This is a genomic window from Vibrio hepatarius, from assembly GCF_011806575.1.
Classification (GTDB): Bacteria; Pseudomonadota; Gammaproteobacteria; order Enterobacterales; family Vibrionaceae; genus Vibrio; species Vibrio hepatarius_A.
This window is the reverse complement of the sequence record NZ_JAATOO010000004.1, coordinates 205,510-229,030: the sequence shown is the minus strand read 5'-3', so window position 1 is coordinate 229,030 and position 23,521 is coordinate 205,510. Positions and strand designations below refer to the sequence as shown.

Annotated in this window: 23 protein-coding genes; 8 read left to right on the top strand and 15 right to left on the bottom strand. The window is 47.4% G+C overall.

The window, feature by feature from the left end:
• Positions 1 to 1,452: a beta-barrel assembly-enhancing protease gene (locus tag HCZ42_RS04765; protein WP_167419596.1), complete on the bottom strand. Its 1,452-nt coding sequence runs from the start codon at positions 1,450 to 1,452 to the stop codon at positions 1 to 3.
• A gap of 236 nt (positions 1,453 to 1,688) precedes the next feature.
• On the opposite strand from HCZ42_RS04765, the gene HCZ42_RS04760 reads away from it, so the two are divergent.
• The 3 genes from HCZ42_RS04760 (at position 1,689) to HCZ42_RS04750 (ending at position 5,067) form a co-directional block, all read left to right on the top strand.
• Complete coding sequence (locus HCZ42_RS04760) at positions 1,689 to 1,916, top strand: sulfurtransferase TusA family protein (protein ID WP_167419595.1); 228 nt, start codon at positions 1,689 to 1,691, stop codon at positions 1,914 to 1,916.
• The gene (locus HCZ42_RS04755) at positions 1,917 to 2,984 is read left to right on the top strand and encodes an AI-2E family transporter (RefSeq protein ID WP_053408313.1); all 1,068 of its coding nucleotides are present in this window, start codon (positions 1,917 to 1,919) and stop codon (positions 2,982 to 2,984) included.
• A 211-nt stretch (positions 2,985 to 3,195) separates the two neighbouring features.
• Positions 3,196 to 5,067: a methyl-accepting chemotaxis protein gene (locus HCZ42_RS04750; protein ID WP_167419594.1), complete on the top strand. Its 1,872-nt coding sequence runs from the start codon at positions 3,196 to 3,198 to the stop codon at positions 5,065 to 5,067.
• A 65-nt stretch (positions 5,068 to 5,132) separates the two neighbouring features.
• Here the strand turns inward: HCZ42_RS04750 and bcp are convergent, their stop codons facing one another.
• Positions 5,133 to 5,603, bottom strand: coding sequence for a thioredoxin-dependent thiol peroxidase (gene bcp / locus HCZ42_RS04745; RefSeq protein ID WP_217702281.1), 471 nt, complete (start codon positions 5,601 to 5,603; stop codon positions 5,133 to 5,135).
• A gap of 13 nt (positions 5,604 to 5,616) precedes the next feature.
• Positions 5,617 to 6,159, bottom strand: a complete 543-nt coding sequence (locus HCZ42_RS04740) for a glycine cleavage system protein R (RefSeq protein WP_167419593.1) — start codon at positions 6,157 to 6,159, stop codon at positions 5,617 to 5,619.
• Between the two features lie 287 nt (positions 6,160 to 6,446).
• On the opposite strand from HCZ42_RS04740, the gene dapA reads away from it, so the two are divergent.
• Together dapA and bamC are read left to right on the top strand one after the other, a co-directional pair.
• Positions 6,447 to 7,325 carry a 4-hydroxy-tetrahydrodipicolinate synthase gene (dapA, locus tag HCZ42_RS04735; protein WP_167419592.1) on the top strand — a complete coding sequence of 293 codons (879 nt, stop codon included), beginning with the start codon at positions 6,447 to 6,449 and terminating at the stop codon, positions 7,323 to 7,325.
• A 55-nt stretch (positions 7,326 to 7,380) separates the two neighbouring features.
• On the top strand, positions 7,381 to 8,406 hold the full coding sequence (gene bamC, locus HCZ42_RS04730) for an outer membrane protein assembly factor BamC (RefSeq protein WP_167419591.1): 1,026 nt from the start codon (positions 7,381 to 7,383) through the stop codon (positions 8,404 to 8,406).
• 68 nt (positions 8,407 to 8,474) lie between these two features.
• Here the strand turns inward: bamC and HCZ42_RS04725 are convergent, their stop codons facing one another.
• Positions 8,475 to 9,800, bottom strand: a complete 1,326-nt coding sequence (locus tag HCZ42_RS04725; RefSeq protein ID WP_167419590.1) for a Na+/H+ antiporter family protein — start codon at positions 9,798 to 9,800, stop codon at positions 8,475 to 8,477.
• 27 nt (positions 9,801 to 9,827) lie between these two features.
• Entirely contained in the window at positions 9,828 to 10,487 is a 660-nt protein-coding gene (rnt, locus tag HCZ42_RS04720) for a ribonuclease T (RefSeq protein WP_167419589.1), read from the bottom strand.
• 220 nt (positions 10,488 to 10,707) lie between these two features.
• Between rnt and motY the strand changes: the two genes are divergently transcribed.
• The gene (gene motY, locus HCZ42_RS04715) at positions 10,708 to 11,589 is read left to right on the top strand and encodes a flagellar protein MotY (RefSeq protein ID WP_167419588.1); all 882 of its coding nucleotides are present in this window, start codon (positions 10,708 to 10,710) and stop codon (positions 11,587 to 11,589) included.
• Positions 11,590 to 11,648: 59 nt separating this feature from the next.
• Here motY and HCZ42_RS04710 read toward each other — a convergent pair whose 3' ends face one another.
• The 10 genes from HCZ42_RS04710 to HCZ42_RS04665 form a co-directional block, all read right to left on the bottom strand.
• Positions 11,649 to 12,086, bottom strand: a complete 438-nt coding sequence (locus tag HCZ42_RS04710; protein WP_167419587.1) for a DUF2753 domain-containing protein — start codon at positions 12,084 to 12,086, stop codon at positions 11,649 to 11,651.
• A gap of 110 nt (positions 12,087 to 12,196) precedes the next feature.
• A complete protein-coding gene (gloA, locus tag HCZ42_RS04705) occupies positions 12,197 to 12,613 on the bottom strand; it encodes a lactoylglutathione lyase (RefSeq protein WP_167419586.1) in 417 nt (138 codons plus the stop codon).
• Between the two features lie 12 nt (positions 12,614 to 12,625).
• Entirely contained in the window at positions 12,626 to 13,267 is a 642-nt protein-coding gene (nth, locus tag HCZ42_RS04700; protein WP_167419585.1) for an endonuclease III, read from the bottom strand.
• Positions 13,268 to 13,293: 26 nt separating this feature from the next.
• A complete protein-coding gene (locus HCZ42_RS04695; RefSeq protein ID WP_053408301.1) occupies positions 13,294 to 13,983 on the bottom strand; it encodes an electron transport complex subunit E in 690 nt (229 codons plus the stop codon).
• The gene (rsxG, locus tag HCZ42_RS04690) at positions 13,976 to 14,611 is read right to left on the bottom strand and encodes an electron transport complex subunit RsxG (protein WP_167419584.1); all 636 of its coding nucleotides are present in this window, start codon (positions 14,609 to 14,611) and stop codon (positions 13,976 to 13,978) included. Before rsxG ends, HCZ42_RS04695 begins: the two co-directional genes overlap by 8 nt.
• A gap of 8 nt (positions 14,612 to 14,619) precedes the next feature.
• Complete coding sequence (gene rsxD / locus HCZ42_RS04685) at positions 14,620 to 15,666, bottom strand: electron transport complex subunit RsxD (RefSeq protein WP_167419583.1); 1,047 nt, start codon at positions 15,664 to 15,666, stop codon at positions 14,620 to 14,622.
• Entirely contained in the window at positions 15,666 to 18,296 is a 2,631-nt protein-coding gene (gene rsxC / locus HCZ42_RS04680; protein ID WP_167419582.1) for an electron transport complex subunit RsxC, read from the bottom strand. Before rsxC ends, rsxD begins: the two co-directional genes overlap by 1 nt.
• 8 nt (positions 18,297 to 18,304) lie before the next feature.
• Positions 18,305 to 18,886, bottom strand: a complete 582-nt coding sequence (rsxB, locus tag HCZ42_RS04675) for an electron transport complex subunit RsxB (protein ID WP_167419581.1) — start codon at positions 18,884 to 18,886, stop codon at positions 18,305 to 18,307.
• Entirely contained in the window at positions 18,886 to 19,467 is a 582-nt protein-coding gene (gene rsxA, locus HCZ42_RS04670; protein WP_053408296.1) for an electron transport complex subunit RsxA, read from the bottom strand. The genes rsxB and rsxA overlap by 1 nt, the downstream gene beginning before the upstream one ends.
• Before the next feature lie 192 nt (positions 19,468 to 19,659).
• Positions 19,660 to 20,517, bottom strand: a complete 858-nt coding sequence (locus tag HCZ42_RS04665) for a LysR family transcriptional regulator (RefSeq protein ID WP_254868891.1) — start codon at positions 20,515 to 20,517, stop codon at positions 19,660 to 19,662.
• 135 nt (positions 20,518 to 20,652) lie between these two features.
• On the opposite strand from HCZ42_RS04665, the gene HCZ42_RS04660 reads away from it, so the two are divergent.
• Positions 20,653 to 22,170: an arylsulfatase gene (locus HCZ42_RS04660; RefSeq protein WP_167419579.1), complete on the top strand. Its 1,518-nt coding sequence runs from the start codon at positions 20,653 to 20,655 to the stop codon at positions 22,168 to 22,170.
• 54 nt (positions 22,171 to 22,224) lie between these two features.
• Positions 22,225 to 23,517: an anaerobic sulfatase maturase gene (locus tag HCZ42_RS04655; RefSeq protein ID WP_167419578.1), complete on the top strand. Its 1,293-nt coding sequence runs from the start codon at positions 22,225 to 22,227 to the stop codon at positions 23,515 to 23,517.
• The last annotated feature ends 4 nt before the right edge of the window (positions 23,518 to 23,521 follow it).

Here is a 23,521-nt window from a genome sequence, read left to right as displayed (position 1 = left end):
TTATTGTAGGGCTAAGAAACGGTCTCGCTGCACCATCAGTTGGTCAATGCGAGCGTCGTATCTTGCTTGTTGTAAACTTCCTAACTCCGCGAGTTGGCTCGCTTGAGTATAATACTGAATCGCTTTATTCCAGTTGGCTTTTAGCGCCAAAATCTCTGCGCGTGCCGCGAGGTCTTCACCGCTGTTGCCTAAATGGATGTTGGCTTCAGACAACAAGTGCCAGCCATTCACATCATTAGGGTTATCATGGGTATAACGCTGAAGAACTCTCACTGCGTCTTGGTTGCGCTCTTGTTTGATTAACACGTTGGCATAGTTAATCGTCATCACCGGGTTTTGCGGTGACGCTTTCAGCGCATTCACCAACATGGTTTCCGCTTTGGCCATTTGGTTTTGTGCGAGATAAAGGTCAGATAACGCATCGAGATAAAAATGGTTGTTCGGATCTTTTTTCGCCATCGGCTGCAATATCGCGGCTGCTTTATCGAGCTCTTTGTTGTCGAGATACACCAAAGCTCGTCCGTATTGGAAAGCGGGCTGCAGATCAGCTTGCGCTTTTTTCTCGGTTCGATCGAACCAATCTAATGACGATTTCGCATCAATACCAGCGTAGCGAGCAATCACTCTAGCTCGCGCTAAGTGGTATTCCAATGAACTGCTGATGCGAGGTGCTGGATAACGTTGCGCTCTGGCACGGCTATCGGTGATGCGGTCTTCTGGCAGCGGGTGGGTCAGTAGCATCGGTGGTGGTTTGCTCGCATAGCGGAAGTCGTCCGCAAGTCTGCCAAAGAATCTCGGCATCGCTTGAGGTTCGAATCCGGCTTTTGCCAGCGTTGATATACCAAAGCGATCCGCTTCTTTTTCGTTGCTACGGGTGTAGTTGATCGTTCCTTGCATGCTGCCTGCCGTAGTGGCGGTGATCGCCGCAATACCCGCTTGAGGAGCGGCAATTGCTAGCAACAATGAACCGGCCAATGCCGCAATCGTTGCTGGTGTGCGTTTGGCTTGCTCTTCCATACTGCGCGCTAAGTGGCGTTGAGTCACGTGAGCGATTTCGTGGGCAACCACTGAGGCGAGTTCACTCTCGCTCTGAGCGTGTAAAAATAACCCTGAGTGCAGTGCGACATAACCGCCAAAAAACGCAAAAGCGTTGATGTTGCGGTCGCGAATCATGAAGAAGGTAAAGGGCGTTTTAACGTCATCTGCGTTAGCCACCAATTTGTGGCCTAAACTGCTGATGTATTCGTTTAAGACCGGATCATTGACGATAGGTTGACTGCTACGCAACATGCGCATGTAGGCATCGCCATACTGAAGTTCTTGCGCGATCGACAGTGTGCCACTGGCAGTGGTACCTATGTCGGGTAAATCAATATTGGATGCGGTGACCGTTGGCGTCGCTAACGCGGTTGCGACACAAAGGCAGACCATAGAACGCGTGCGCTTAAACATAAACTTTAGATGATACTCCGTTAAAAACTGGTCCTAGCTTATTGTAAATAGGTAAGACTGATACTTCCTTTGACACTGATTCACACAGATGGTTTCCTAGCGGAAAGTCATCGAAACTTTAGTGACAAACGCAGAAGTCAAAAGCAAGTTAAAGGTGATTAACCATACTTTTATTTACACTGACGCGTTTAAAAAAACACTATACAATACCACCATGATAAGCATCGAGCGAAAGAATGGAACCGAATATTTTGGATTTACGCCAAGAGCGATGTCCATTGGCGCTGTTACTTGCTAAGCGTCACACTACCGGATTGGAAATCGGTGAGAGTTGTCAGATATTGATTTGTGACCCCAGCTCTATGACTGATATTAAAAAGTTTCTTCAAAAGCAATTATTTACATTTACTTGCAAAGAGAAGGATGGCTACGTTTGTATGCATGTAACGAAGGAAAAATGTTAAATGTTTGAAATGATAAGCAGTTGGTACAAAAGGCGTTTCTCAGACCCACATGCGGTCAGCCTTGTGGCGATTCTCTTGTTTGGCTTTATTACCATCTACTTTTTCGGCGACCTTATTGCACCGCTGTTGGTGGCGATCGTTCTTGCGTATCTGCTCGAGTGGCCGGTTGTTCACTTAACCCGCTTTGGTGTGCCAAGAACGCTCGCTGTGATCTTTGTTATCGTTGGTTTTAGCAGCTTGATGATGGTGGCTGTGTTTGGCTTGGTTCCGACCATCTGGCAACAGGTGGGGAACTTAATCAACGATATTCCAACCATGTATGTCGGCCTACAAGGTTTTATTGCTGAACTGCCACAACGTTATCCTGAACTAGAAAACTTCCAAATCGTTGAGTCTGTTGTCACCAATGCGAAGAATCAGGTGATCGGTATGGGCGAGACGGTACTGAAAGGCTCGTTAGCGTCATTAGTGAGCTTAGCGACATTGGCGGTATACCTGATTTTGGTGCCATTGCTGGTGTTCTTCTTGCTAAAAGATAAGCAAGAGATGATTCGAATGGCGAGTGGCATCTTACCTCGTAACCGCCGCTTGGCGAACAAGGTATGGCTAGAGATGAACGAGCAGATCTCCAACTATATCCGTGGCAAGGTGATGGAGATCCTGATTGTCGGTGGTGTGAGTTACATTACTTTCGCAATTTTAGACCTACGTTACTCGGTGCTGTTGGCGGTTGCGGTCGGCTTCTCAGTGTTGATTCCATACATTGGCGCCGCTGCGGTCACCGTACCCGTTGCGATGGTGGGTTTATTCCAGTGGGGCTTAACACCACAATTCTACTGGTTGCTATTGGCTTACGGCATCATTCAGGCACTCGATGGTAACGTTCTTGTCCCGGTATTGTTCTCTGAAGCGGTCAACCTTCACCCTGTAGCCATCATTGTCGCGGTTCTCGTGTTTGGCGGTTTGTGGGGCTTCTGGGGCGTGTTCTTTGCGATTCCACTTGCAACTTTAGTTAAGGCCGTTTGGCATGCTCTGCCTAGCCAGGACGGAGAAGAAGCTCAGGTCTAACCTGTAAATAGAAAATTCATTTGTTTTGTCAAAAAGCTCCGGATGTCACGTCTGGAGCTTTTTTTTTGCTGTTTATTGTAACGTTAACTTAAAATGTATTTAACATGAGTAAGAAAATGTAAAAGTTTCTACTCAAGAAAGCGTCAGTCAGGGCGATAACATTACTAATAAATAATAACTATATTAATAAGACTGACTATTGAGGGATTCTATGAAGTTTAGTCAAAAGATTGTTGCTGCAGCATCTGGATTGCTTTTAATTACGGTAGTTCTCTTGTCTATTCAGCAACTAAGCACCGTTAAGCAAGAAGTCGAAGCGCTTGTTGAAACCAGTCTGACTGAAATGGTCAATGGTGTGAAGAATACTATTGAGTCAGAGATGGAAAGCAAAAGAGCTTTGGCGTTGTCGAGCACAGAAGTTATTGAACTCGCACCACAAGACCGCCAAACGGTTAAAAACATTCTCGAAAATCCAACCTTAAAAGGCAGTTTCCTTGCGGTCGGTTTTGGTTACGAAGCTGATGGCTTTGTGATTGAGAACGACGACGGCTGGGAGGCCGGACCTGATTATGACCCTCGAGTTCGTCCTTGGTATATCGACGCTAAGTCGCAAGGTCAGCTTGTGGTCACCGCCCCTTATGTCGATGTTTCGTCAAAGAAAGTGATCATTTCGATTGGTACACCAGTACACGAAAATGGCCGCTTCATCGCGGGTATGTTCTACGATTTGGAGTTGGGTGGTCTGGCGGACCTTGTTAACAGCATTAACCTGTTGGATGCAGGGTATCTATTCATCGTGACGGAAGACGGTACTACGATTGCGCACCCAGATGCGGCCAATAACGGTGAGAACATGTCTAAGTACCTGCCACAAGTTTCGGTCGAAGAGGGCACTCACCAATTTGAAGCCGACGGCAAAGAATTCCGCGTTCGCTTTACCAAGGTCCCTTCTGAAAACTGGTACATCGGCGCAATTGTTGACGAAGGTATCGCCTTTGCTGCAGTGACTGAGATGCGTAACAGCTCTATCATTTACGTCGTGATTGGCGTGGTGTTGAGCGTGGCGATCCTCACCTTCCTGATCAGAGTATTAATGCGTCCTCTGGGTACGCTTAACGATGCCATTCAGGACGTAGCATCAGGGCAAGGTGATCTGACCAAGCGACTGGATACCAATACTGACAAAGAGTTTGTTCAGCTTGCAGAAGGTTTCAACCGCTTTACCGAAACACTACAAAAGCAGATTCAGCAATCCAAAGCGATTGGCGCAGAGATTTTGCGTGGTACTGAAATTACGGTACAGAGCTCTAACGAGTCTGCGACCGCGATGCACAGTCAGTTGCAAGAGCTAGAGCAATTAGCGACCGCGATGAACGAAATGGCGGCAACCGCGACGGAAGTGGCGAATAACGCCCAAGGCGCGGCAGGCGCTGCGCGTGAAGCTGACACCGCAACGCAAGAAGGTTCGACTGTGGTGAACGAGACGACCGTCTCAATTGACAACCTAGCAGCGCGTATCGACCAAGCGGTAGAAGAGGTGCAAGGTCTAGAGTCAGCAACGGCGAATATCGAAACCATCTTGAAGGTGATCAACGATATCGCAGACCAAACCAACTTGTTGGCACTTAACGCAGCGATTGAAGCAGCGCGTGCGGGTGAGTCTGGTCGAGGCTTTGCCGTGGTGGCTGATGAAGTTCGAACCTTGGCGCAACGTACTCAACAGTCAACTACCGAAATTCGCAGCATGATCGAGCAGCTACAAGCGGGCGCAAGTGCGGTGTCTGCAGCAATGAGCGAGAGTAAACACACCGCCGTTGATGCAGTCGAGCGTTCACAAGCGGCTGACAGTGCGCTGCAGCGTATTGCCGAGGCAATTCAAAGTATCAACGATATGAACATGCAAATCGCCTCTGCGGCAGAAGAACAAAGCTTGGTAGCTGAAGAAATCAATGCCAATACGATGAAGATTAAAGACCTGTCGACACAAGTATCTGAAGCTCAGAAGAGCGCTAACATCGCAATGCAAGTGCAGACAGAAAATGTTCGCGAGCAGGATGAAATACTCAACAAATTCATTGTGTAACCAAGATTGCGCAGACAATAAAAAACGCCAGCATCGAGCTGGCGTTTTGTTTCTTTGTTCGGAAATTACTTGTTTTCGTTTAAGTAATTTAGAACCACTTCGTGGTGGTCTTTGGTTTTGAACTTGTTGAAAACGTGTTCAATTACACCTTCTTCGTTGATCAAGAAGCTGATGCGGTGCAGGCCGTCGTAGACTTTGCCCATAAACTTCTTCTCGCCCCACACACCAAACTGCTCTGCAACGGCGTGGTCTTCGTCTGACAATAGGGTGAAGTTGAGGTTGTCTCGCTCGATAAATTTACCCAGACGTTTTACTGGATCGATGCTGACACCTAAGACGACAACGTTGTGTGCGTCTAGCTCCGTTTTTACGTCACGCAGGCCTTGTGCCTGTACAGTACAACCCGGAGTCATTGCTTTTGGGTAGAAGTAAAACAGTACTTTTTTGCCAGCGAAATCAGACAGAGATACTGTGTTGCCGTCTTGATCTAGCAAAGAAAATGCTGGAGCTGGAGTGCCTGCTGTTAGCGTGTTCATTCTTCTTCCTTTCTTACTTGCTGTTTTTTATAAAATTCAGTGAGCCTTGTACGGACAATTGCTGACAAAGTTCATCAAACTCTTCTTGAAGTTGCATCAGGTTACATTCTGAATCGACGCTTGCGGTAATCGCAATATGGAACTGATTGGATTCTCTAGCCACTTTTTCTTTTGCGACGGTTTGCGCGCTAAGTGACGAAAGCCCGATGTCTTTTTGTGCAAAGAACTGGGTAAAATGTTCTGTTAACCCGGGTTTATCGTCAGATTCGATAAACACTTCCAAGGTGTAAGAGGTGTCTAGCGGTGCGTGAGTAGAAGTACGCTTCATGATGGTGATCAGGTTATGTTCCTGACCAAGAAGTGGCAAGGTGGTTTCGACACGAGTGACCGATGCATTGTTGCCTGACAGCAACATGATTAGCGTGAATTCATTGCCAAAGAGAGCAATGCGACTGTCAACAATATTGCATCCAGACTGTGTGACTAGGTGGACAACTTGGTTGCATACACCTGGGCGATCTGTCCCCACCGCCGTAATCACAAGATGTTGAGTCATAGTATCACTTATTTTCTTATTAAGATTATTAATACGTTAGCTTAGCACAGATAACTTTAAGAAAAATGGCGTGACAGCGCTTTAGAATCATTTTTGTTCAATTAGCTCTAAGCCCGTAAATATCCTTACTCAGTACTGACACAGGGGCAAATAAAAGGCGTAATTTGCCAAATATCTAACATCTGATAAATATTCATCCATTTAGGTGATTTAAGCGGTGTTAAGCGCTTGTCTTTTTCAATCGGCTTAAAGTACCATGCAGAAAGAACAAATTGAGGGAGAAGGACATGTTTTCAGGAAGTATCGTAGCGTTAATTACACCATTTAATCATGATGGCGAAGTAGATTATGTAAGCTTGAAAAAGCTGGTTGAGTATCATGTAGCCGCAGGTTCAGACGGTATTGTCGCGGTTGGGACAACTGGTGAGTCTTCGACACTGACTATTGAAGAGCATGTCAAAGTTGTAATGAAGACTGTAGAGTTTGCAGAAGGTCGTATCCCTGTGATTGCAGGTACTGGTGCCAACGCTACTCATGAGTCTGTTACATTTAGCCGTTTGCTTAACAATTCAGGTATTGCTGGCTGCTTAAGCGTTACCCCTTACTACAACAAGCCAACTCAGGAAGGTCTTTTCCAACACTACAAAGCGATTGCTGAAGAAAGCGATGTTCCACAAATCTTATACAACGTGCCGGGCAGAACCGCCGTTGACCTTAAGCCTGAGACTGTGGCGCGTTTGTCAGAAATCGAAAGCATCGTTGCATTAAAAGATGCGACGGGTGATTTAAGCAGAATTGCAATTCACCGTGAACTTTGTGGCGAAGATTTTATCTTACTAAGTGGTGATGATGCGACTGGCCTAGAATTCGTTAAGCAGGGCGGTCAAGGCGTGATCTCAGTGACTAATAATATCGCTGCTGAAGATATGGCAACAATGTTCAGACTGGCGAAAGAAGGTAAGTTTGAAGAAGCTGAAATCATCAATCAACGCTTGATGCCTCTGCATAAGAATCTGTTCATCGAATCTAGCCCGATCCCAGTAAAATGGGCAGCGCATAAGATGGGCTTGATTGCGAACGGCGATCTGCGACTGCCTCTGACTGAGTTGTCAGAAAGTGCTCGCCCGATTGTTGCTCAAGCAATGTCAGAAGCTTGTATCTACTAAATTTAGGAAGAATTGCCGAAGAGAACTCTTCGGCATTTACTTATCAGGAGTTTCAATGAAATTGTCGCGCCAGCTAGTTCTCAGTTCGCTAGCTGTTTTTGTTTTATCCGCATGTTCCAGCAGTCCAACGCAGCGTCGTCAAGCAAAAGATGACTTCGAGTATTTAGATACTCCAGCGATGAAAGAGTGGAAACTAGCTGATGGTGCTACACCGCAGTTCTACACCAATTATCAAATCCCGCAAGGTGACTACCAAGGTGGTATTGGTCAGGACATCGATATTCGTCCACCGCAACAGATTCTCGAGTTAATTCCGGGCGCGCGCCCAGAGCGCAACAACGGCGAAACCACTTTATGGTTGATTCGTGAAGACGAGCTGGACAAAGTGTGGCAGTCGGCGCTGACGATGCTTGAGCAACAGAATATCTCTCTACGCGAGAAAACAGACTCAAGAGTTGAAACGGATTGGGTGGTTTGGCAAGCGGAAGACGAAGACAGCGAAGTCGGTGCACGTTACCAAATCGACCGTATTGAATCTGCGGGTCGTCACGGTTTTAAAGTATCACTGATCGACTGGCAACAAGGCGGCAAGCCGCAACCAGTTACGGTAACCAACAAAGAGCGCTACAACACGCTGATGACCAATATGGTGACAGCACACTACGATATGGAAGTTCGTGAAGAAGCGGCGCGTAAAGCTCAAGAGTTGGTGAAACACATCCCAATTAGCATGGGTACGGATCGCAGTGGTTTCCCAGTTATTATCGCGCGTACGCCTTACGACGTATTGTGGCCACGACTACCAAAACTGTTGCCGGAGATGGGCTTTACGATTGAATCTCGTAACCAGTCTCAAGGTACAGTCAAAGCCAAATACGCAGAGCCAAACGATGATTTCTGGAACGAAATTGGTGTTAATCCGGTTAACTTGAAACCAGGTACTTACACTTTCTTGTTTGGTGACTTAGGAAACCGTACTTCAGTTAACGTTACCGATGTCTCTGGTAAACCAGTAGAAGAGCAACTACTGAAAGATTTAGCACCTGTGCTAAGTGCGGTTGCGCGTAAGAACGCTGAATAAGCGCTTACTCTTTAAGACCAATAAAAAAGCTGACCATGAGGTCAGCTTTTTTGTATCTGTTTTCTCGATTACAGCGTCATCGCCGCGATCCAGCCGAAAACGATCAGAGGAATGTTGTAGTGGATAAAGGTAGGAACTACGGTTTCCCAAATGTGCTCGTGCTGGCCATCCGCGTTTAGACCCGATGTTGGACCTAAGGTAGAGTCAGACGCCGGAGAGCCTGCATCACCTAATGCCGCTGCCGTACCAACAAGTGCTACGGTTGCCATCGGTGAGAAGCCAAACGCAAGAGAAAGCGGTACGTAGATGGTTGCGATGATTGGAATGGTCGAGAATGAAGAACCGATACCCATCGTCACCAATAGACCCACAACCAACATCAGTAGCGCCGCTAGCGGTTTATTGTCGCCAATGCTGGTCGATAGTGCTTCAACCAAGGATTCGACACCACCGGTTTGCTTCATTACCGCCGCAAAACCTGCCGCTGCAATCATGATGAAACCGATCATCGCCATCATGTGTACGCCTTTAGTGAAGACATCATGTGTCTCTTTCCACGCAATCACGCCACCAAACGTAAATACCATAAAGCCAGCAAGACCGCCCACGATCATAGAACCTGTGGTCAACTGAGCAGAAAGAGCAACCACAATACCTGCGACGGCAACCAGAATGTTTTTCTTCTTGATATGGGCCATGTTGGTATCAACATGCGTCATCTCAGTCTCTTTGTACTCGCGAGGTTTGCGGTAGCTAAATAGAATCGCAGTAATCAAACCAAAGATCATCCCTGCTGCTGGCAGCAACATCGCCATTGGTACTTGACTAGCGGTAACGGTTTCCAAACCGTTCTCATGCAGGTTTTTAAGCAGGATGTTGTTTAGGAAGATGCCACCGAAACCTACCGGAAGAACCATGTACGGTGTAACCAAACCAAAGGTCAGAACACACGCGATCATACGGCGGTCGAGTTTCAGTTTGGCAAAAACGCCTAGCAAAGGTGGAATAAGAATTGGGATAAAGGCGATATGCACAGGAATTACGTTCTGCGAAGACATCGTCACCAGAATTAGCGCTACCAATACCGCGTATTTCAAACCTGTAGACGCCGCGCCATTCTCTTTGCCATGAATGCGTTTAATTACGCTGTTGGCTAACAGGTCAGTGATGCCCGATTTAGAAATCGCGACGGCAAACGTGCCAAGCATTGCGTAGCTCAGTGCGATAGTGGCACCGCCACCTAAGCCGCTTTCGAAAGCTGCGACCGCATCTTTCAGGCTCATGTCCGCGACTAGGCCACCTACAATCGCGCTAAATGTCAGAGCAACCACGACATTCACGCGTATCAGTGCTAGCACCAGCATGATACATACGGAAATTACAACTGGGTTCATAGTTTTCTCGTTTGTTGTGTTTACATATTAATTATTTTTGTCAGCATCGGCTTCAACCAGCGGCCAGCCACCAAGGGCCTTCCACTTATTGACGATGCCACAGAAAAGCTCTGCCGTTTTTTGCGTATCGTATAGGGCAGAGTGGGCTTCTTTGTTGTCAAATTCCATCCCTGCGGTCTTGCAGGCTTTAGCCAGTACCGTTTGGCCATACGCCAAGCCGCTTAATGTTGCGGTGTCAAAGGTCGCAAATGGGTGGAAAGGGACTCTTTTTAGCTGGCTGCGTTCACTTGCTGCCATAACAAAGTTATGGTCAAAGGTCGCATTGTGGGCAACGATGATGGCACGGCTACAATCCGCCGCTTTCTGCTCTTTTCGTACCAGCTTATAAATTTCTTTGAGTGCTTCAGATTCAGAGACCGCGCCGCGAAGTGGGCTGAAAGGGTCACGAATGCCGTTGAATTCAAGCGCTTCTTTTTCAAGATTCGCGCCTTCAAAGGGCTCAACATTGAAATGGATGGTTGACGCAGGATGAAGGTTGCCGTTTTCGTCCATCTTTAAAGTAACGGCACAGATTTCTAAAAGTGCATCGGTCTTGGAGTTAAATCCTGCGGTTTCAACGTCAATAACAACAGGAAAATAGCCGCGAAATCGTTTTTTTAGCGTCAATGCTTCGTTTTCTACAGTCATGTTGGCCTAAAATTGTGTGACAAGTGCAGCATTATTGCAGATTCTGATACTAAGAAAAACCGGATTGTTGAATTAATATTACGCACTTATTGATGGGTTTGTTTTCCCCCTGAACTACCCGGTATTACTTAGGGTTGGCTAGATTTTTGCATTATTCTGAATGTAACAATCAGAAGCGGCAAATTGACGCCTCAATAGCAGTAGAGAGAAGCCACACACCATGAAAAAACTGTTCGCAACCGGACTGACGTTCACACTGACGACTATCGCCAACTCTGTTCAGGCGATGGACGTCCAATATGTTGCGTCGCCACAACAGTCGCAGTGGCAAATGATCAGCAACACGCCGTTGGAATGTCGCTTAGTTCACCCTATCCCTAATTACGGTGAGGCGGTGTTTTCTTCGCGTGCGAGCAAGAAAATTAATCTCGATTTTGAGCTGAAAATGAAACGTCCAATGGGTGAAACCCGCGATGTGTCATTAGTGTCGATGCCACCTGCGTGGCGTCCGGGCGAGGGCGCAGACCGCATTACCAATATTCAATTTTTCCAACAGTTTGACGGTTACGTGGGCGGACAAACCGCGTGGAGTATTTTAAGCGAGCTGGAAAAAGGGCGTTACCCGACGTTCAGTTACCAAGAGTGGCAACGAAGAGACCAACGTGTGGAAGTCGCACTGTCTTCGGTGTTGTTCCAGGCAAGCTACAATGTGTTTAGTGACTGTATTGCCAACTTGTTGCCGTACAGCTTTGAAGACATCGCCTTTACCATTCTTCATTACGACCGCTCTAGCGTTGAGCTAAACAAACGCTCGTTGAAGCGCTTGGCGCAAATTGCTGAATACATCAAACACAATCAAGATATCGATTTGGTATTGGTCTCGACCTATACCGATTCTGAAGATTCTAAGAGTGCCAGCCAGAGCTTGTCTGAGCGACGTGCAGAAGTGTTGCAGGATTACTTTGAATCACTGGGCTTGCCAGAAGACCGTATTCAGGTTCAGGGTTACGGAAAACGTCGCCCAATCGCAGATAATGCCTCACCAATCGGCAAAGATAAGAACCGCCGCGTGGTTATCTCGTTAGGACGTACACAGATATAAACCAATCGAGCGCTCTGATATGTGCTTATAAACGGCAGAGCAGGGCGTGCTCACGTTGCTCAATTGATTCTAAACTTGGCGATCAGGTTGCAGTTGGTCGCGGTATCGATATCTTGCACCAGTCGGGCGATTTTCGGGTTCGGATGTCGCTTCATAAACTCAATCAGCGCTTTTTTACAGCAACCGAGTGAATCGACAAACGCGTCGCATTGGTTGTTTGGGCATTGAGGCACTAACGTCAGTACCTTTTCTGAGGCGAGCTTGAGATATTTGAGCTCGTACTTACTTTCGCCAACATTACGCCAGAACGTTGCCATGTTGTGGCATGAAATCACCGAAATCATCAGTCTGTCTTCAACGTCAAACTCGGTTTCTTCGCTGATACGCTCACTCAACGTTAGTGCTTGCTGGTAATGAAGAATACTGCGTAGGTGATCGTGTTCGCTCATCGCCATGTCAGCCAATAGTGTGTGTTTCTCCCATTCTGCAATGCCCATCTCATCCACTCTCCTTTAAAAAGACTGAAATGAGATTAAATGATAATTATTATCAAGTAAAGATAAATAATAAGGGCCGTGAAATGCAGCCCTTTTTTTGTCAGGTGAGATTAACCTTCCAAACCCGCGGTTGCTTGTTTGTTTTGGATAAGCTCAATCATGTAGCCGTCAGGATCTTTGACGAACGCAATGTGAGTGGTTCCGCCTTTTACTGGGCCCGGCTCACGAGTTACGTTGCCGCCAGCCGCTTTGATTGCGTCACAAGTCGTGTAGATGTCGTCAACGCCGATCGCGATGTGGCCAAATGCGCTGCCCATATCGTATTCAGTGGTGCCCCAGTTATAAGTCAGTTCGATAACTGCGCCTTGTGACTCATCACCGTAGCCAAGGAAAGCCAAAGTGTACTTGTACTCCGTGTTTTCGTTCTTACGAAGTAATTGCATACCCATAACATCAGTGTAGAACTGGATGGATTTGTCTAGATCACCTACGCGAAGCATAGTGTGTAGAATTCTTCCGTTTGACATTGTCTTGTGCTCCTAGTTTTCTGGATATACTTTCTCTTTGAATTCACAAAGGTCTTCAATAATACAGCTGCCGCAACGAGGTTTGCGTGCGACGCAAGTGTAACGTCCGTGCAGGATCAACCAGTGGTGTACATCAAGCTTAAACTCTTTTGGTACCACTTTAAGTAGTTTTTCTTCTACTTGGTCAACGTTTTTGCCCATCGCTAGCTTAGTGCGGTTTGCTACGCGGAATATGTGCGTGTCGACCGCAATCGTTGGCCAGCCAAACGCTGTGTTGAGAACCACGTTTGCCGTTTTACGTCCAACGCCGGGCAAGGCTTCAAGTGCTGCTCGGTCTTCAGGCACTTCGCCACCGTGCTGCTCAAGCAAGATCTTACACGTCTTAATGATGTTTTCTGCTTTAGAATTAAATAGACCAATGGTTTTAATGTACTCTTTAACACCGTCCACGCCGAGGTCAAGCAGACCTTGAGGTGTGTTGGCAACAGGGTAGAGTTTATCAGTCGCTTTGTTGACGCTGACATCTGTCGCTTGTGCGGATAACAGCACCGCGATGAGCAATTCAAACGGTGTGCTCCAGTTTAGCTCAGTTTGCGGATTGGGGTTGTTTTCCCTTAACCGCTCTAAGATTAGTCTGCGTTTTTCTTTGTTCATGTTGAGGCTGCTTTCCAGTGTAATAATTAGTTGGTTACACGCGCACGTTCAATAGTTTGTTTTTCTTGTTTTGGCTGACGCGCTTCGAGTTGTTTGTCGATAATGTTCTTAACCGCGATAAGTAAGCCGACACCAATAAAGGCACCCGGTGGTAGCAGCGCGAGTAAGAAACTGTTGTCAAAGTGGAAGATTTCGATACGCAATACGGTTGCCCAATCACCAAGCAGTAGGTCAGCGCCATCAAATAGAGTACCGTTGCCGATCACCTCGCGCATCGCACCGAGCACGACCAATACGCTGGTCATGCCAACACCCATCCAAAAACCGTCTTGCGCGGAAGGGAGCACGTCGTTTTTTGAGGCGAATGCTTCCGCTCGGCCGATGATGATACAGTTGGTCACGATCAGTGGGATAAAAATACCCAGAGATAGGAACAAACCGTAGGCGTAGGCGTTCATCAGCAACTGCACGCAAGTCACTAGCGCAGCGATGATCATAACGAACACCGGAATACGCACTTCTTTTGGTACGTAGTCACGCACCAATGAAACCGTGACATTTGAACCAACCAGAACCAGCAAGGTTGCGATACCAAGGCCGAGTGCGTTGGTGACGGTAGACGAGACCGCGAGTAGGGGACACAAACCTAGCAGCTGTACCAGCGCAGGGTTATTGTCCCACATACCGTTTTTAATCAGTTTTTTATGTTCACTCATTGTTGCCTCCACAGTTCAGTGGTTGACTCAAAATGGCGTCGCGATTGGCGTTGACGAACTGCACGGTATTTTTCACCGCTTTGACGACGGCACGCGGAGTAATGGTTGCGCCAGTAAATTGGTCAAACTGGCCACCATCTTTACGAACTTTCCAAGTAGACTCATTTTCATTCGTTACTTGTTTACCGGCAAAGCCAAGAATCCAGTCGGTAATGCGCAGGTCGATCTTGTCGCCTAGTCCTGGAGTTTCTTTATGACTCAGTACACGAGTACCCGAAATAGTACCATCGTGCTCAATACCGATGATTAACTTGATTGTGCCGTTATAGCCATCAGGTGCGATGGTCTCAATCGCCATTGCGGTTGGCGCACCGTCAATGGTTGCCATATAGACAGGCATCGCATCTTTGGTTCCCAATGCAGGGTCGCTGACTAATGTGCACGATTCGTACAAGCTGTTGTCATGCATCTCATGAGGGATCACTTGGTTGAGGACCGAGAGTAGTTGAGCCTGTTCCTGCTGGTGGATTCTGTCTTTAGTTAAGTAGTGTGTCAGCGCCACCACACCTGTCGACGCACAGGCGAAAATAGCAAGAATAACACCATTTTTTCGAATAGCGTTTAACATGTTAATCCTTAATGCCCGTAAGTACGTGGTTTGGTGTAGTAGTCGATCAGCGGCACGCACATATTACCTAGTAAAACCGCAAAGGCGATACCGTCAGGGAAGCCGCCCCAACTACGAATAATAAACACCATCGCTCCGATAAATGCCCCAAACACCAGTCTGCCTTTGACGGTTGTCGAAGCCGATACTGGGTCGGTTGCGATGAAAAACGCGCCGATCATGGTTGCGCCAGACAACAGATGAACGATTGGTGAAGCGGTTTCCCCTGGAGACAAAAGCATAAATAGACCACTTACGACCGTTAGGCTGAGTAAGAAGCTAACCGGAATATGCCAACTGATCACGCGCAGTTTAATCAAAGCTAAACCGCCGATAAGGTAAGCGAGATTGACCCATTCCCAACCGATTCCAGCCAGTGCGCTGAATTGTGGTTGTTGAAGAGCTTCACTTGCTGTTTTACCGGTGTGGAGCGCGGTTTTAAACGCATCCAGTGGTGTTGCCATGGTTACGCCATCAATACCCGTTCTGATTTGTTGCAGTGATAAACCATCAAGGTTGAAACCAGTGAACATGAGCGAAAGTGCGTCACCCATTGAAATCGGCGTGGTTTGCAATTCGCTTGGTGAAATCCAACTGGTCATCTGTACCGGGAAGGAAATCAGTAACACTACATATGCAACCATTGCAGGGTTAAACAGGTTTTGGCCAATGCCACCGTACAGGTGTTTCGCCACCACGATGGCGAACACCAGACCAATCGCCAAAACCCACCAAGGCGAAAGAGGTGGAATGGCAACCGCCAATAACCAAGCGGTAACTATGGCGCTGTTGTCACGCAGTGCCGACATAGGATGGCGTTTTCTCGCCACCATAACCAAAGCTTCAAGGCTTAGGGCTAAAACAATCGCGAATGCGAGCTGGAATAACGTTCCCCAGCCAAAGAAATAGGTTTGAGCAGCTAAGCCAGGCAGCGCACACAGCGCCACCCACTTCATTAAATCAGGAGTGCTGCGACGACTGTGCGCGTGTGGTGAGCTGGCAATAAAGAAGGCCACTACTCTTTCTCCTCAGTACGTTTTTGTTGTTCTTTTTCCGCTTTACGAGCTTTAGCGCGCGCGATAGCAGCGGCAACCGCGGCTTTCTTCGGATCATCTTCTTGACTGGTTTCAGCTGAAGTTTCTGGTTCCGGCTCTTGCTTAGCGGCTTCTTGCTCCGCCTTGCGGGCTTTGGCGCGCGCGATAGCAGCAGCAACCGCGGCTTTCTTCGGATCGTCTTCTTCGCTGGTTTCAGCCGAAGTCACAGGTTCCGACTCTTGCCTAGCGGTTTCTTGTTCTGCTTTGCGAGCTTTAGCGCGCGCGATAGCGGCAGCAACCGCGGCTTTCTTCGGATCGTCTTCTTGACTGGTTTCAGCAGAAGTCTCTGGTTCTGAATCTTGCTTAGCGGCTTCTTGTTCTGCTTTGCGGGCTTTGGCGCGCGCGATAGCAGCAGCAACCGCGGCTTTCTTCGGATCGTCTTCTTCGCTGGTTTCAGCCGAAGTCACAGGTTCTGAATCTTGCTTAGCGGCTTCTTGTGCTGCTTTACGAGCTTTAGCACGCGCGATAGCGGCAGCAACCGCAGCTTTCTTCGGATCGTCTTCTTCGCCGGTTTCAGTAGAAGTCACAGGTCCCGGCTCTTGCTTAGCGACTTCTTGTTCTGATTTACGAGCTTTAGCACGTGCGATAGCGGCAGCTACGGCAGCCTTTTTATCGCCTTGCTGCGTTGAAGAGTCTTCAGAGTCTGCCGAATCACTACGGTCAGCTTGTTGCTTCTTCGCTTTTGCTCTAGCGATCGCAGCGGCGACTGCAGCTTTTTTATCTTCAGTGGGTGTTCCCTCAGAACCTGATTGCTGCTGCGCTTTGCGCGCTTTAGCTCTCGCTACGGCGGCTGCGACAGCGTCTTTCTTATCATCAGACGTTGATTCTGACTCGCTTGCTTGAGCTTTCTCAGCCTTGCGTTCGCGAGCCTGACGTTTGCGTTCTTCACGCAATTTGGCCATTTCTGAGTTATCTGGCTCTTCTTGGCCAGATTGCATTGCTGCGGCTTGTTTGGCTTTTGCCTTGGCAATGGCAGCGGCAACCGCTGGTTTCACCGCTGATGTTTCTTCTTGTGAAGCAGATTTTTGCGCTTTTACGCGTGCAATCGCTGCGGCAATTGCGTCGTCCTTACCAGACTCTTTCATCTCTTTGCGACGGCTGTCGGCGGCTTTCTTAAAGCGGTTTTCTCGTTCCGCTTTATCGCGTTCCATACGCGCTTTTTTCTCTTCAAAGCGTAATCTCGCGCGTTCTGCTGCTTCGGCTTCTTCTTTGCGCGTACGGATTTCGGCTTTCGCCTGACGGTAGTACTGAACCAGTGGAATCTCGCTCGGGCATACGTAAGCACAAGCACCACATTCAATACAGTCTTTCAGGTTGAGCTCTTCACACTTTTCATACTCTTCGGCTTTGGCGTGCCATTGAAGTTGCTGAGGCAGTAGTGAAGCAGGGCAGGCCTCCGCGCATTGACCACAACGAATACACTCCATTTCGTAATGGCTTGGCGCAATCTCACGGCGAGTCGGCGCCAGAATACAGTTGGTGGTTTTGGTGATTGGCACGTTTGCGTGTGGCAAGGTAAAGCCCATCATAGGGCCACCCATAATTAAGCGGGGTAAGCGCTTGTCAGCCGAGTAGCCGAACTCGTCTAGCAGTGCTTGAACTGGCGTGCCGATCAGTGTCCAAACGTTGCGTGGCTGCTTAAAGGTATCACCGGTGAGCGTTACAATGCGCTCGACCAAAGGTTCACCGTCACAAACCGCCCGTTTTATCGCTTGTAGTGAGCCAACGTTTTGCACCAGTAATCCGATATCCGCTGGAATTGCGTTGGTCGGTACTTCTTTGTTGGTTAGGATTTTGATCAGCTGTTTTTCACCGCCCGACGGGTATTTGGTTGGGATCACTCGGATGACGATGTCTTTGCTTTTGGCAGCTTTCTGTAGCGCTTCAACCGCTTTCGGTTTGTTGTCTTCAATGCCGATGATGGTCAGTTTAGGCTTGAGAATGTGCTCAACGATCTCGATGCCTTTGATCACTTCGTCCGCGTACTCTTGCATCAGCATGTCGTCGGCGGTGATGTAAGGCTCACACTCTGCCGCATTGACGATCAAAATCTCAGTACGCGCTAAACCAGCTTGGATTTTTTTCGCGGTCGGGAAGCCAGCACCACCCATACCTGATACACCTGCTTGGCGGATCATCTCGATCAGTTCATCGGGGGTATAGCTAGTAAAGTCGCTGATCGGTTTACGCTCTATCCAGCGTTCTTCACCATCTGGCTTAATCACGATACACATTTCAGGCAAGCCTGATGGGTGTGCGGTGGTGCGAGATTCAATCGCTGTCACTACGCCTGAAGTCGGTGCGTGCACAGGTAGCATAAAGCTGGTGTCGTATTTGCTTAATGCTTGACCTTTAAGTACTTGGTCGCCAACGTTGACGATGATTGCACCCGGTTTACCGATATGTTGCTTGACCGGTAAAACAATTTCACTAGGGATGCTCGCTCGTGCGATGGCAGTTGATACGGATTGTTGTTTGTTTTCCGGCGGATGAACGCCACCTGGGAAGTCCCAAAGTGCGCCAGTTTTAATTTGTTCGATTAATGACAACATACCAGTCCTTAATTCACGCTATTCTGCGTCTTGGCAGAATCGGTAATATCAACAACAGGAATGGCGTCCAGTTGCCACTTCCAGTTCGCTGTAGTGGTTTCTACAGGAATCATTTCAATACAATCCGTTGGACACGGTGCGACACACAAGTCACAGCCAGTACATTCGTCTTTGATGACGGTGTGCAGTGCTTTTGTCCCGCCGACAATCGCGTCAACCGGACAAGCTTGAATACATTTGGTACACCCGATACACATGTCTTCGTGAATGAAGGCGACTTTTTTGATGTCATCCAGATCGTGTGCCGATTCTGTCGCTTCAACACCCATCAGATCCGCGAGTTTTTCAATTGTTGCTTGACCACCCGGAGGACACTTGTTGATCTCATCCCCGTTGGCGATGGCTTCTGCGTACGGACGGCAACCTGGATAACCACATTGACCACATTGGGTTTGTGGAAGAATACTATCAATTTGGTCAACGATCGGATCAGATTCGACCTTAAAGCGAATAGAGGCGAAACCGAGTATCGCACCAAAAATAGCTGCTAACGCCGCGATGGCGATAATTGCAATTAAAATCGTGCTCATTACAACTTCACCAATCCAGTAAAGCCCATAAAGGCCAAAGACATAAGACCTGCGGTAATCATTGCAATGGAAGCGCCTTTAAAAGGAGCGGGAACGTCGGCTGCGGCGATGCGTTCACGCATTGAGGCGAACAAGATAAGCACCAGTGAGAAGCCGAGTGCGGCACCAAAACCGTAGATGATCGACTCGATAAAATTGTGATTCTCATTGATGTTGAGCAGTGCCACACCCAATACCGCACAGTTGGTGGTGATAAGTGGCAGGAAGATGCCGAGCAGGCGGTAAAGAGTCGGGCTGGTTTTGTGGACTACCATTTCGGTGAACTGAACCACTACGGCGATAACAAGAATAAAGCTCATGGTGCGCAGATATTGCAACTCAAGCGGCGCTAAGATGTAGCTTTCCACCAGATACGAACACACAGAAGCGAGGGTCAGCACAAATGTGGTTGCTAACCCCATGCCAATAGCAGTCTCTAACTTTTTAGAGACCCCCATAAATGGACATAAGCCCAAAAACTTCACCAGTACAAAGTTGTTGACTAGAACAGTACCAACCAACAACAAAAGATATTCGGTCATAGTTATATAGTTAAGAAATTCCGATCCCGACATTATCGTGCTTTGCCCGACCAATAACAACCAAGGAAAGCTAAGGTTTTATATTTTTGAGTAAAAATTATACGAAACAATGCCACTATGGTTGAGTTTGTACGGTATTTTGCTCGGTCAAATTACTACCAAAGGGTGATGCTCAATAATTAGAGTTTAGCCTTACAACGTCAAAGGCACAGAGTTAAAGTTGTTGAGTTGCATCTTGATTGATTCACGCAATTTCATATGTGCAGGGTTATGTACTTCGCGTTTATGGTAGACAAGCTTATAAGGAATTTCGTAAATCTCGACTGGGCATTCGAGCACTTGCAGGTCGAGTATCTTGCTCCATTTGGTCGCAAATGACTTAGAGATAATGCCTAAACAGTCATGCTGAGCAACGTTCATTGCCATCCCTGCCAAAGAACTGGTTACAATCTCAATTTTACGCTCTTGTATCGCTTCTTTAGCCAATTGCTCAAATCCGGTTGTGTTTTGCCACCTTCCTGAAAATAAACAATGTGTTTCACTATAGTATTCTTGTTTGGTTATTGAACCTTGAATTCGCGGGTGTTTGCCACTGCAGATGACAACCGCTGGTTCCTGATACGCTTCTTCAACCATAAACGCGGCGTCTTTGGTGATCACCGTATCGATGACCAAGTCCATTTTCTGCCGTCTAAGTTGCTCAAATAACTGGTATTTATCTGGAGGTGATTCGTGAAATACCGCGCCATTCAATGTGTCCAGTTTATGCAAGATAGCTTCTGAGCAATACACCTCAAACGCTTTCTCTTCGAACACTGCATTGTCGATAAGGCTGATTGCTTGCTGAAACTGGGGAATCAGTTGATACGCCGTCGATGTGAGCGCGATACCTCTGCCTTTCTTAACAAATAGTTGTTTATTCACCACTTGCTCCAGACGTTTTACTGAGGCACTCACTGCGGGCTGAGTGAGCCCTAAATGCTCTGCTGCTTTAGTGTAAGACTGGAATTCTGCGACGACGAGAAAAGTTTGAATTAAGTTTAAGTCCATCACGGCACTCATAAATCAAATTTATAAATGAATAAATTGTAACCACATTTATTGTGGCTTGCTCGTAGTTTATCTTAGCTTTTGAGGGAGCTTAAGGTGAACTTCCTTTAATTTCAGTGAAATAACGGAGATGGTATGAAAAATGCGAACAAAGCAAAAGGCAAAAAGCTGGTGCTTAACACCTGCGCGCTCGCGTTAGGTGCGGCATCTGCTACCGCATACGCAGCGGAAAAGCCCAATATTTTGGTGATATTTGGCGACGATGTGGGTTACTGGAACCTAAGTACGTATAACCAAGGAATGATGGCTTACAACACGCCAAACATCGACACTATTGCCCAAGAAGGCGCGAAGTTTACCAACTTCTATGCGCAACAAAGCTCAACCGCAGGCCGCTCAGCGTTTATCACTGGTCAAATGCCAAAACGTACGGGCTTATCTAAAGTGGGTTTGCCTGGTGCGGCTGAAGGTATCTCTCAAGAAGATCCAACCATCGCCACTATGCTAAAACAGCTAGGTTACGCGACAGGTCAATTTGGTAAGAACCACTTGGGGGATCGAGACGAACATCTTCCAACTAACAATGGCTTTGACGAATTTTTCGGCAACCTTTACCACTTAAATGCAGAAGAAGAACCAGAGAACGTGGATTATCCAACTGATCCTGAGTTCAAGAAAAAGTTTGGTCCACGTGGCGTTATCCATTCATACGCTGACGGTAAAATTGAAGACACTGGTCCTCTAACGCGTAAGCGTATGGAAAACGTTGACGGCGAGTTCCTCGACGCAGCAGAAAGCTTCATTGAAAAACAAGTCAAAGCAGACAAACCGTTCTTTACTTGGTTCAACACCACTCGTATGCATAACTTCACTCACGTACCAGACGAGTACAAGGGTAAAACCGGTGCGGGCTTCTATGCTGATGGTGTGAAACAACACGATGACCAAATTGGCCATCTACTTAACAAGATCAAAGAATTGGGTGTCGATGACAACACTATCATCGTATACACCACAGACAATGGCCCGATGGTCGACTTGTGGCCAGATGCAGGTATGACACCATTCCGCTCTGAGAAAAACACTGGTTGGGAAGGTAGCTTCCGTGTACCTATGCTGATCAAGTGGCCGGGTAAGATTGAAGCGGGCAAGACTTTCAACGGCATTATGTCGCTCGAAGACTTCTTCCCTACGTTAGTTGCAGCCGCAGGTAACGATAATGTGAAAGACGAATTGCTCAAGGGCAAGAAAGTGGGTGATAGGAACTATAAAGTTTACTTGGATGGCTACAACCAACTGCCTTATCTAACAGGCAAAACAGACAAGTCAGCGCGTAACGAATTTGTCTATTGGAGTGATGATGGTGATCTTGTTGCGCTACGCCAAGGCAAGTACAAGTACCACTTTATGATCCAAGAAAACGAAACGGGTATGGATGTATGGCGTAAACCATTTACCAAGTTGCGTGTGCCACTGATCTTTGACTTGAGTATCGACCCGTTCGAACGTGGTGACAAAGGTATGGGTTACGATCGTTGGATGTACGAACGCTCATTCTTAATGATGCCAGCGATGGAAAAAGTGAAAGAGGTGATGGGGACGTTTAAAGAATTCCCTCCTCGAATGGAAGCCGGTTCATTTGTTCCTAAGTAACGTATAGATACAAGTGGCGCTCCTAGGGGCGCCACAATTCAAAGAGAGAAATGCATGAGCAAAACTTCCCCACGTCATTCTACGGCTATGCCAATCGTGCCAATGAAAACCGCGTTTAAATCCGCGCAAGGAAATGCACGTCGCTTTCACGTGATGGCCAAACCCGGCGGTGCAAAATGTAACATTGACTGCCAATATTGCTTTTATCTACATAAAGAAAACCTACTTCATCAACCAAAGCAACCGAAAATGGATGATGAAACCTTAGACGCTTTTATTAAGAGTTATATTGAGAGTCAAGACGGCGAGCAAATCGTATTTTCTTGGCAGGGCGGAGAGCCAACACTGCTTGGGCTTGATTACTTTCGCAAAGTGGTTGAGCTACAAAAGAAATACCAGCCAAAAGGTACTCGCATCGAAAACGACTTGCAGACCAACGGCATTTTGCTCAATGACGAATGGTGTGAGTTTTTACGCGAGAACAACTTCTTAGTCGGATTATCGATTGATGGTCCGCAAGAGCTGCACGACAAATATCGCAAAACCCGTAGCGGTAAACCAACGTTCCATTTGGTAATGAAAGCGATTGAGAAACTGCAACAACAACAAGTGCGATTCAACGCTCTGGTGACGGTAAACCGCCACAACGTGAAACATCCATTGGCGATCTACCGATTCCTCACCCGTGAACTTGGTGTGACTTATATCCAGCTCGCGCCAGTGGTCGAACCCAATGACTTCCACACGACCGCGCCGCAGTTCTGGAATGAGCAGATGACCCCAGAGCTGGGCAGTGAGTTAGCCAAACCGGGGCACCCAATGTCAGTCGTTACCGATTGGTCGGTCGACCCAGGTGATTGGGGTGAGTTCCTTAGTGTTATGTTTGTCGAATGGGTCAACAATGACTTGGGTCGAGTGCTGGTCAATCTATTCGAAACCGCTGTTGCTCAAGTGATGGGAAAACCTTCTCAACTCTGTATTACCGCAGAATTCTGTGGTAAAGGCTTAGCAATTGAACATAACGGCGATGTGTACAGCTGTGACCATTATGTGTATCCCGAATACAAGTTGTCGAACATTCACGACCATACGCTGAATGAGATGGCGTTTTCCACTCGTCAGTTTACTTTTGGTATGGCAAAGCGTGACTCACTACCGGAATACTGCAAGCAGTGTCCTTACCTAAAATACTGCTGGGGCGAATGTCCGAAAAACCGCTTAATCAAAACCCCAGACGGTGAACAAGGGCTTAACTACCTTTGTTCAGGTATCCGTCGCTTCTTTGATGACACCTTGCCAATGTTAGTGGGCTTATCGCAGATCTTGCAGCAACAAAATACTAAGTAAGGGG

Excerpts from the sequence above, each read along its gene's own strand:
- dapA (WP_167419592.1), top strand. The coding sequence starts at position 6,447 with ATGTTTTCAGGAAGTATCGTAGCGTTAATTACACCATTTAATCATGAT.
- HCZ42_RS04695 (WP_053408301.1), bottom strand. The coding sequence starts at position 13,983 with ATGAGTGAACATAAAAAACTGATTAAAAACGGTATGTGGGACAATAAC.
- HCZ42_RS04740 (WP_167419593.1), bottom strand. The coding sequence starts at position 6,159 with ATGACTCAACATCTTGTGATTACGGCGGTGGGGACAGATCGCCCAGGT.
- HCZ42_RS04655 (WP_167419578.1), top strand. The coding sequence starts at position 22,225 with ATGAGCAAAACTTCCCCACGTCATTCTACGGCTATGCCAATCGTGCCA.
- gloA (WP_167419586.1), bottom strand. The coding sequence starts at position 12,613 with ATGTCAAACGGAAGAATTCTACACACTATGCTTCGCGTAGGTGATCTA.
- bcp (WP_217702281.1), bottom strand. The coding sequence starts at position 5,603 with ATGAACACGCTAACAGCAGGCACTCCAGCTCCAGCATTTTCTTTGCTA.
- HCZ42_RS04665 (WP_254868891.1), bottom strand. The coding sequence starts at position 20,517 with ATGGACTTAAACTTAATTCAAACTTTTCTCGTCGTCGCAGAATTCCAG.
- rnt (WP_167419589.1), bottom strand. The coding sequence starts at position 10,487 with ATGACTGTAGAAAACGAAGCATTGACGCTAAAAAAACGATTTCGCGGC.
- HCZ42_RS04755 (WP_053408313.1), top strand. The coding sequence starts at position 1,917 with ATGTTTGAAATGATAAGCAGTTGGTACAAAAGGCGTTTCTCAGACCCA.
- HCZ42_RS04765 (WP_167419596.1), bottom strand. The coding sequence starts at position 1,452 with ATGTTTAAGCGCACGCGTTCTATGGTCTGCCTTTGTGTCGCAACCGCG.
- rsxC (WP_167419582.1), bottom strand. The coding sequence starts at position 18,296 with ATGTTGTCATTAATCGAACAAATTAAAACTGGCGCACTTTGGGACTTC.
- bamC (WP_167419591.1), top strand. The coding sequence starts at position 7,381 with ATGAAATTGTCGCGCCAGCTAGTTCTCAGTTCGCTAGCTGTTTTTGTT.
- HCZ42_RS04725 (WP_167419590.1), bottom strand. The coding sequence starts at position 9,800 with ATGAACCCAGTTGTAATTTCCGTATGTATCATGCTGGTGCTAGCACTG.
- HCZ42_RS04710 (WP_167419587.1), bottom strand. The coding sequence starts at position 12,086 with ATGGGCATTGCAGAATGGGAGAAACACACACTATTGGCTGACATGGCG.
- rsxG (WP_167419584.1), bottom strand. The coding sequence starts at position 14,611 with ATGTTAAACGCTATTCGAAAAAATGGTGTTATTCTTGCTATTTTCGCC.
- nth (WP_167419585.1), bottom strand. The coding sequence starts at position 13,267 with ATGAACAAAGAAAAACGCAGACTAATCTTAGAGCGGTTAAGGGAAAAC.
- motY (WP_167419588.1), top strand. The coding sequence starts at position 10,708 with ATGAAAAAACTGTTCGCAACCGGACTGACGTTCACACTGACGACTATC.
- HCZ42_RS04660 (WP_167419579.1), top strand. The coding sequence starts at position 20,653 with ATGAAAAATGCGAACAAAGCAAAAGGCAAAAAGCTGGTGCTTAACACC.
- rsxB (WP_167419581.1), bottom strand. The coding sequence starts at position 18,886 with ATGAGCACGATTTTAATTGCAATTATCGCCATCGCGGCGTTAGCAGCT.
- HCZ42_RS04750 (WP_167419594.1), top strand. The coding sequence starts at position 3,196 with ATGAAGTTTAGTCAAAAGATTGTTGCTGCAGCATCTGGATTGCTTTTA.
- rsxA (WP_053408296.1), bottom strand. The coding sequence starts at position 19,467 with ATGACCGAATATCTTTTGTTGTTGGTTGGTACTGTTCTAGTCAACAAC.
- HCZ42_RS04760 (WP_167419595.1), top strand. The coding sequence starts at position 1,689 with ATGGAACCGAATATTTTGGATTTACGCCAAGAGCGATGTCCATTGGCG.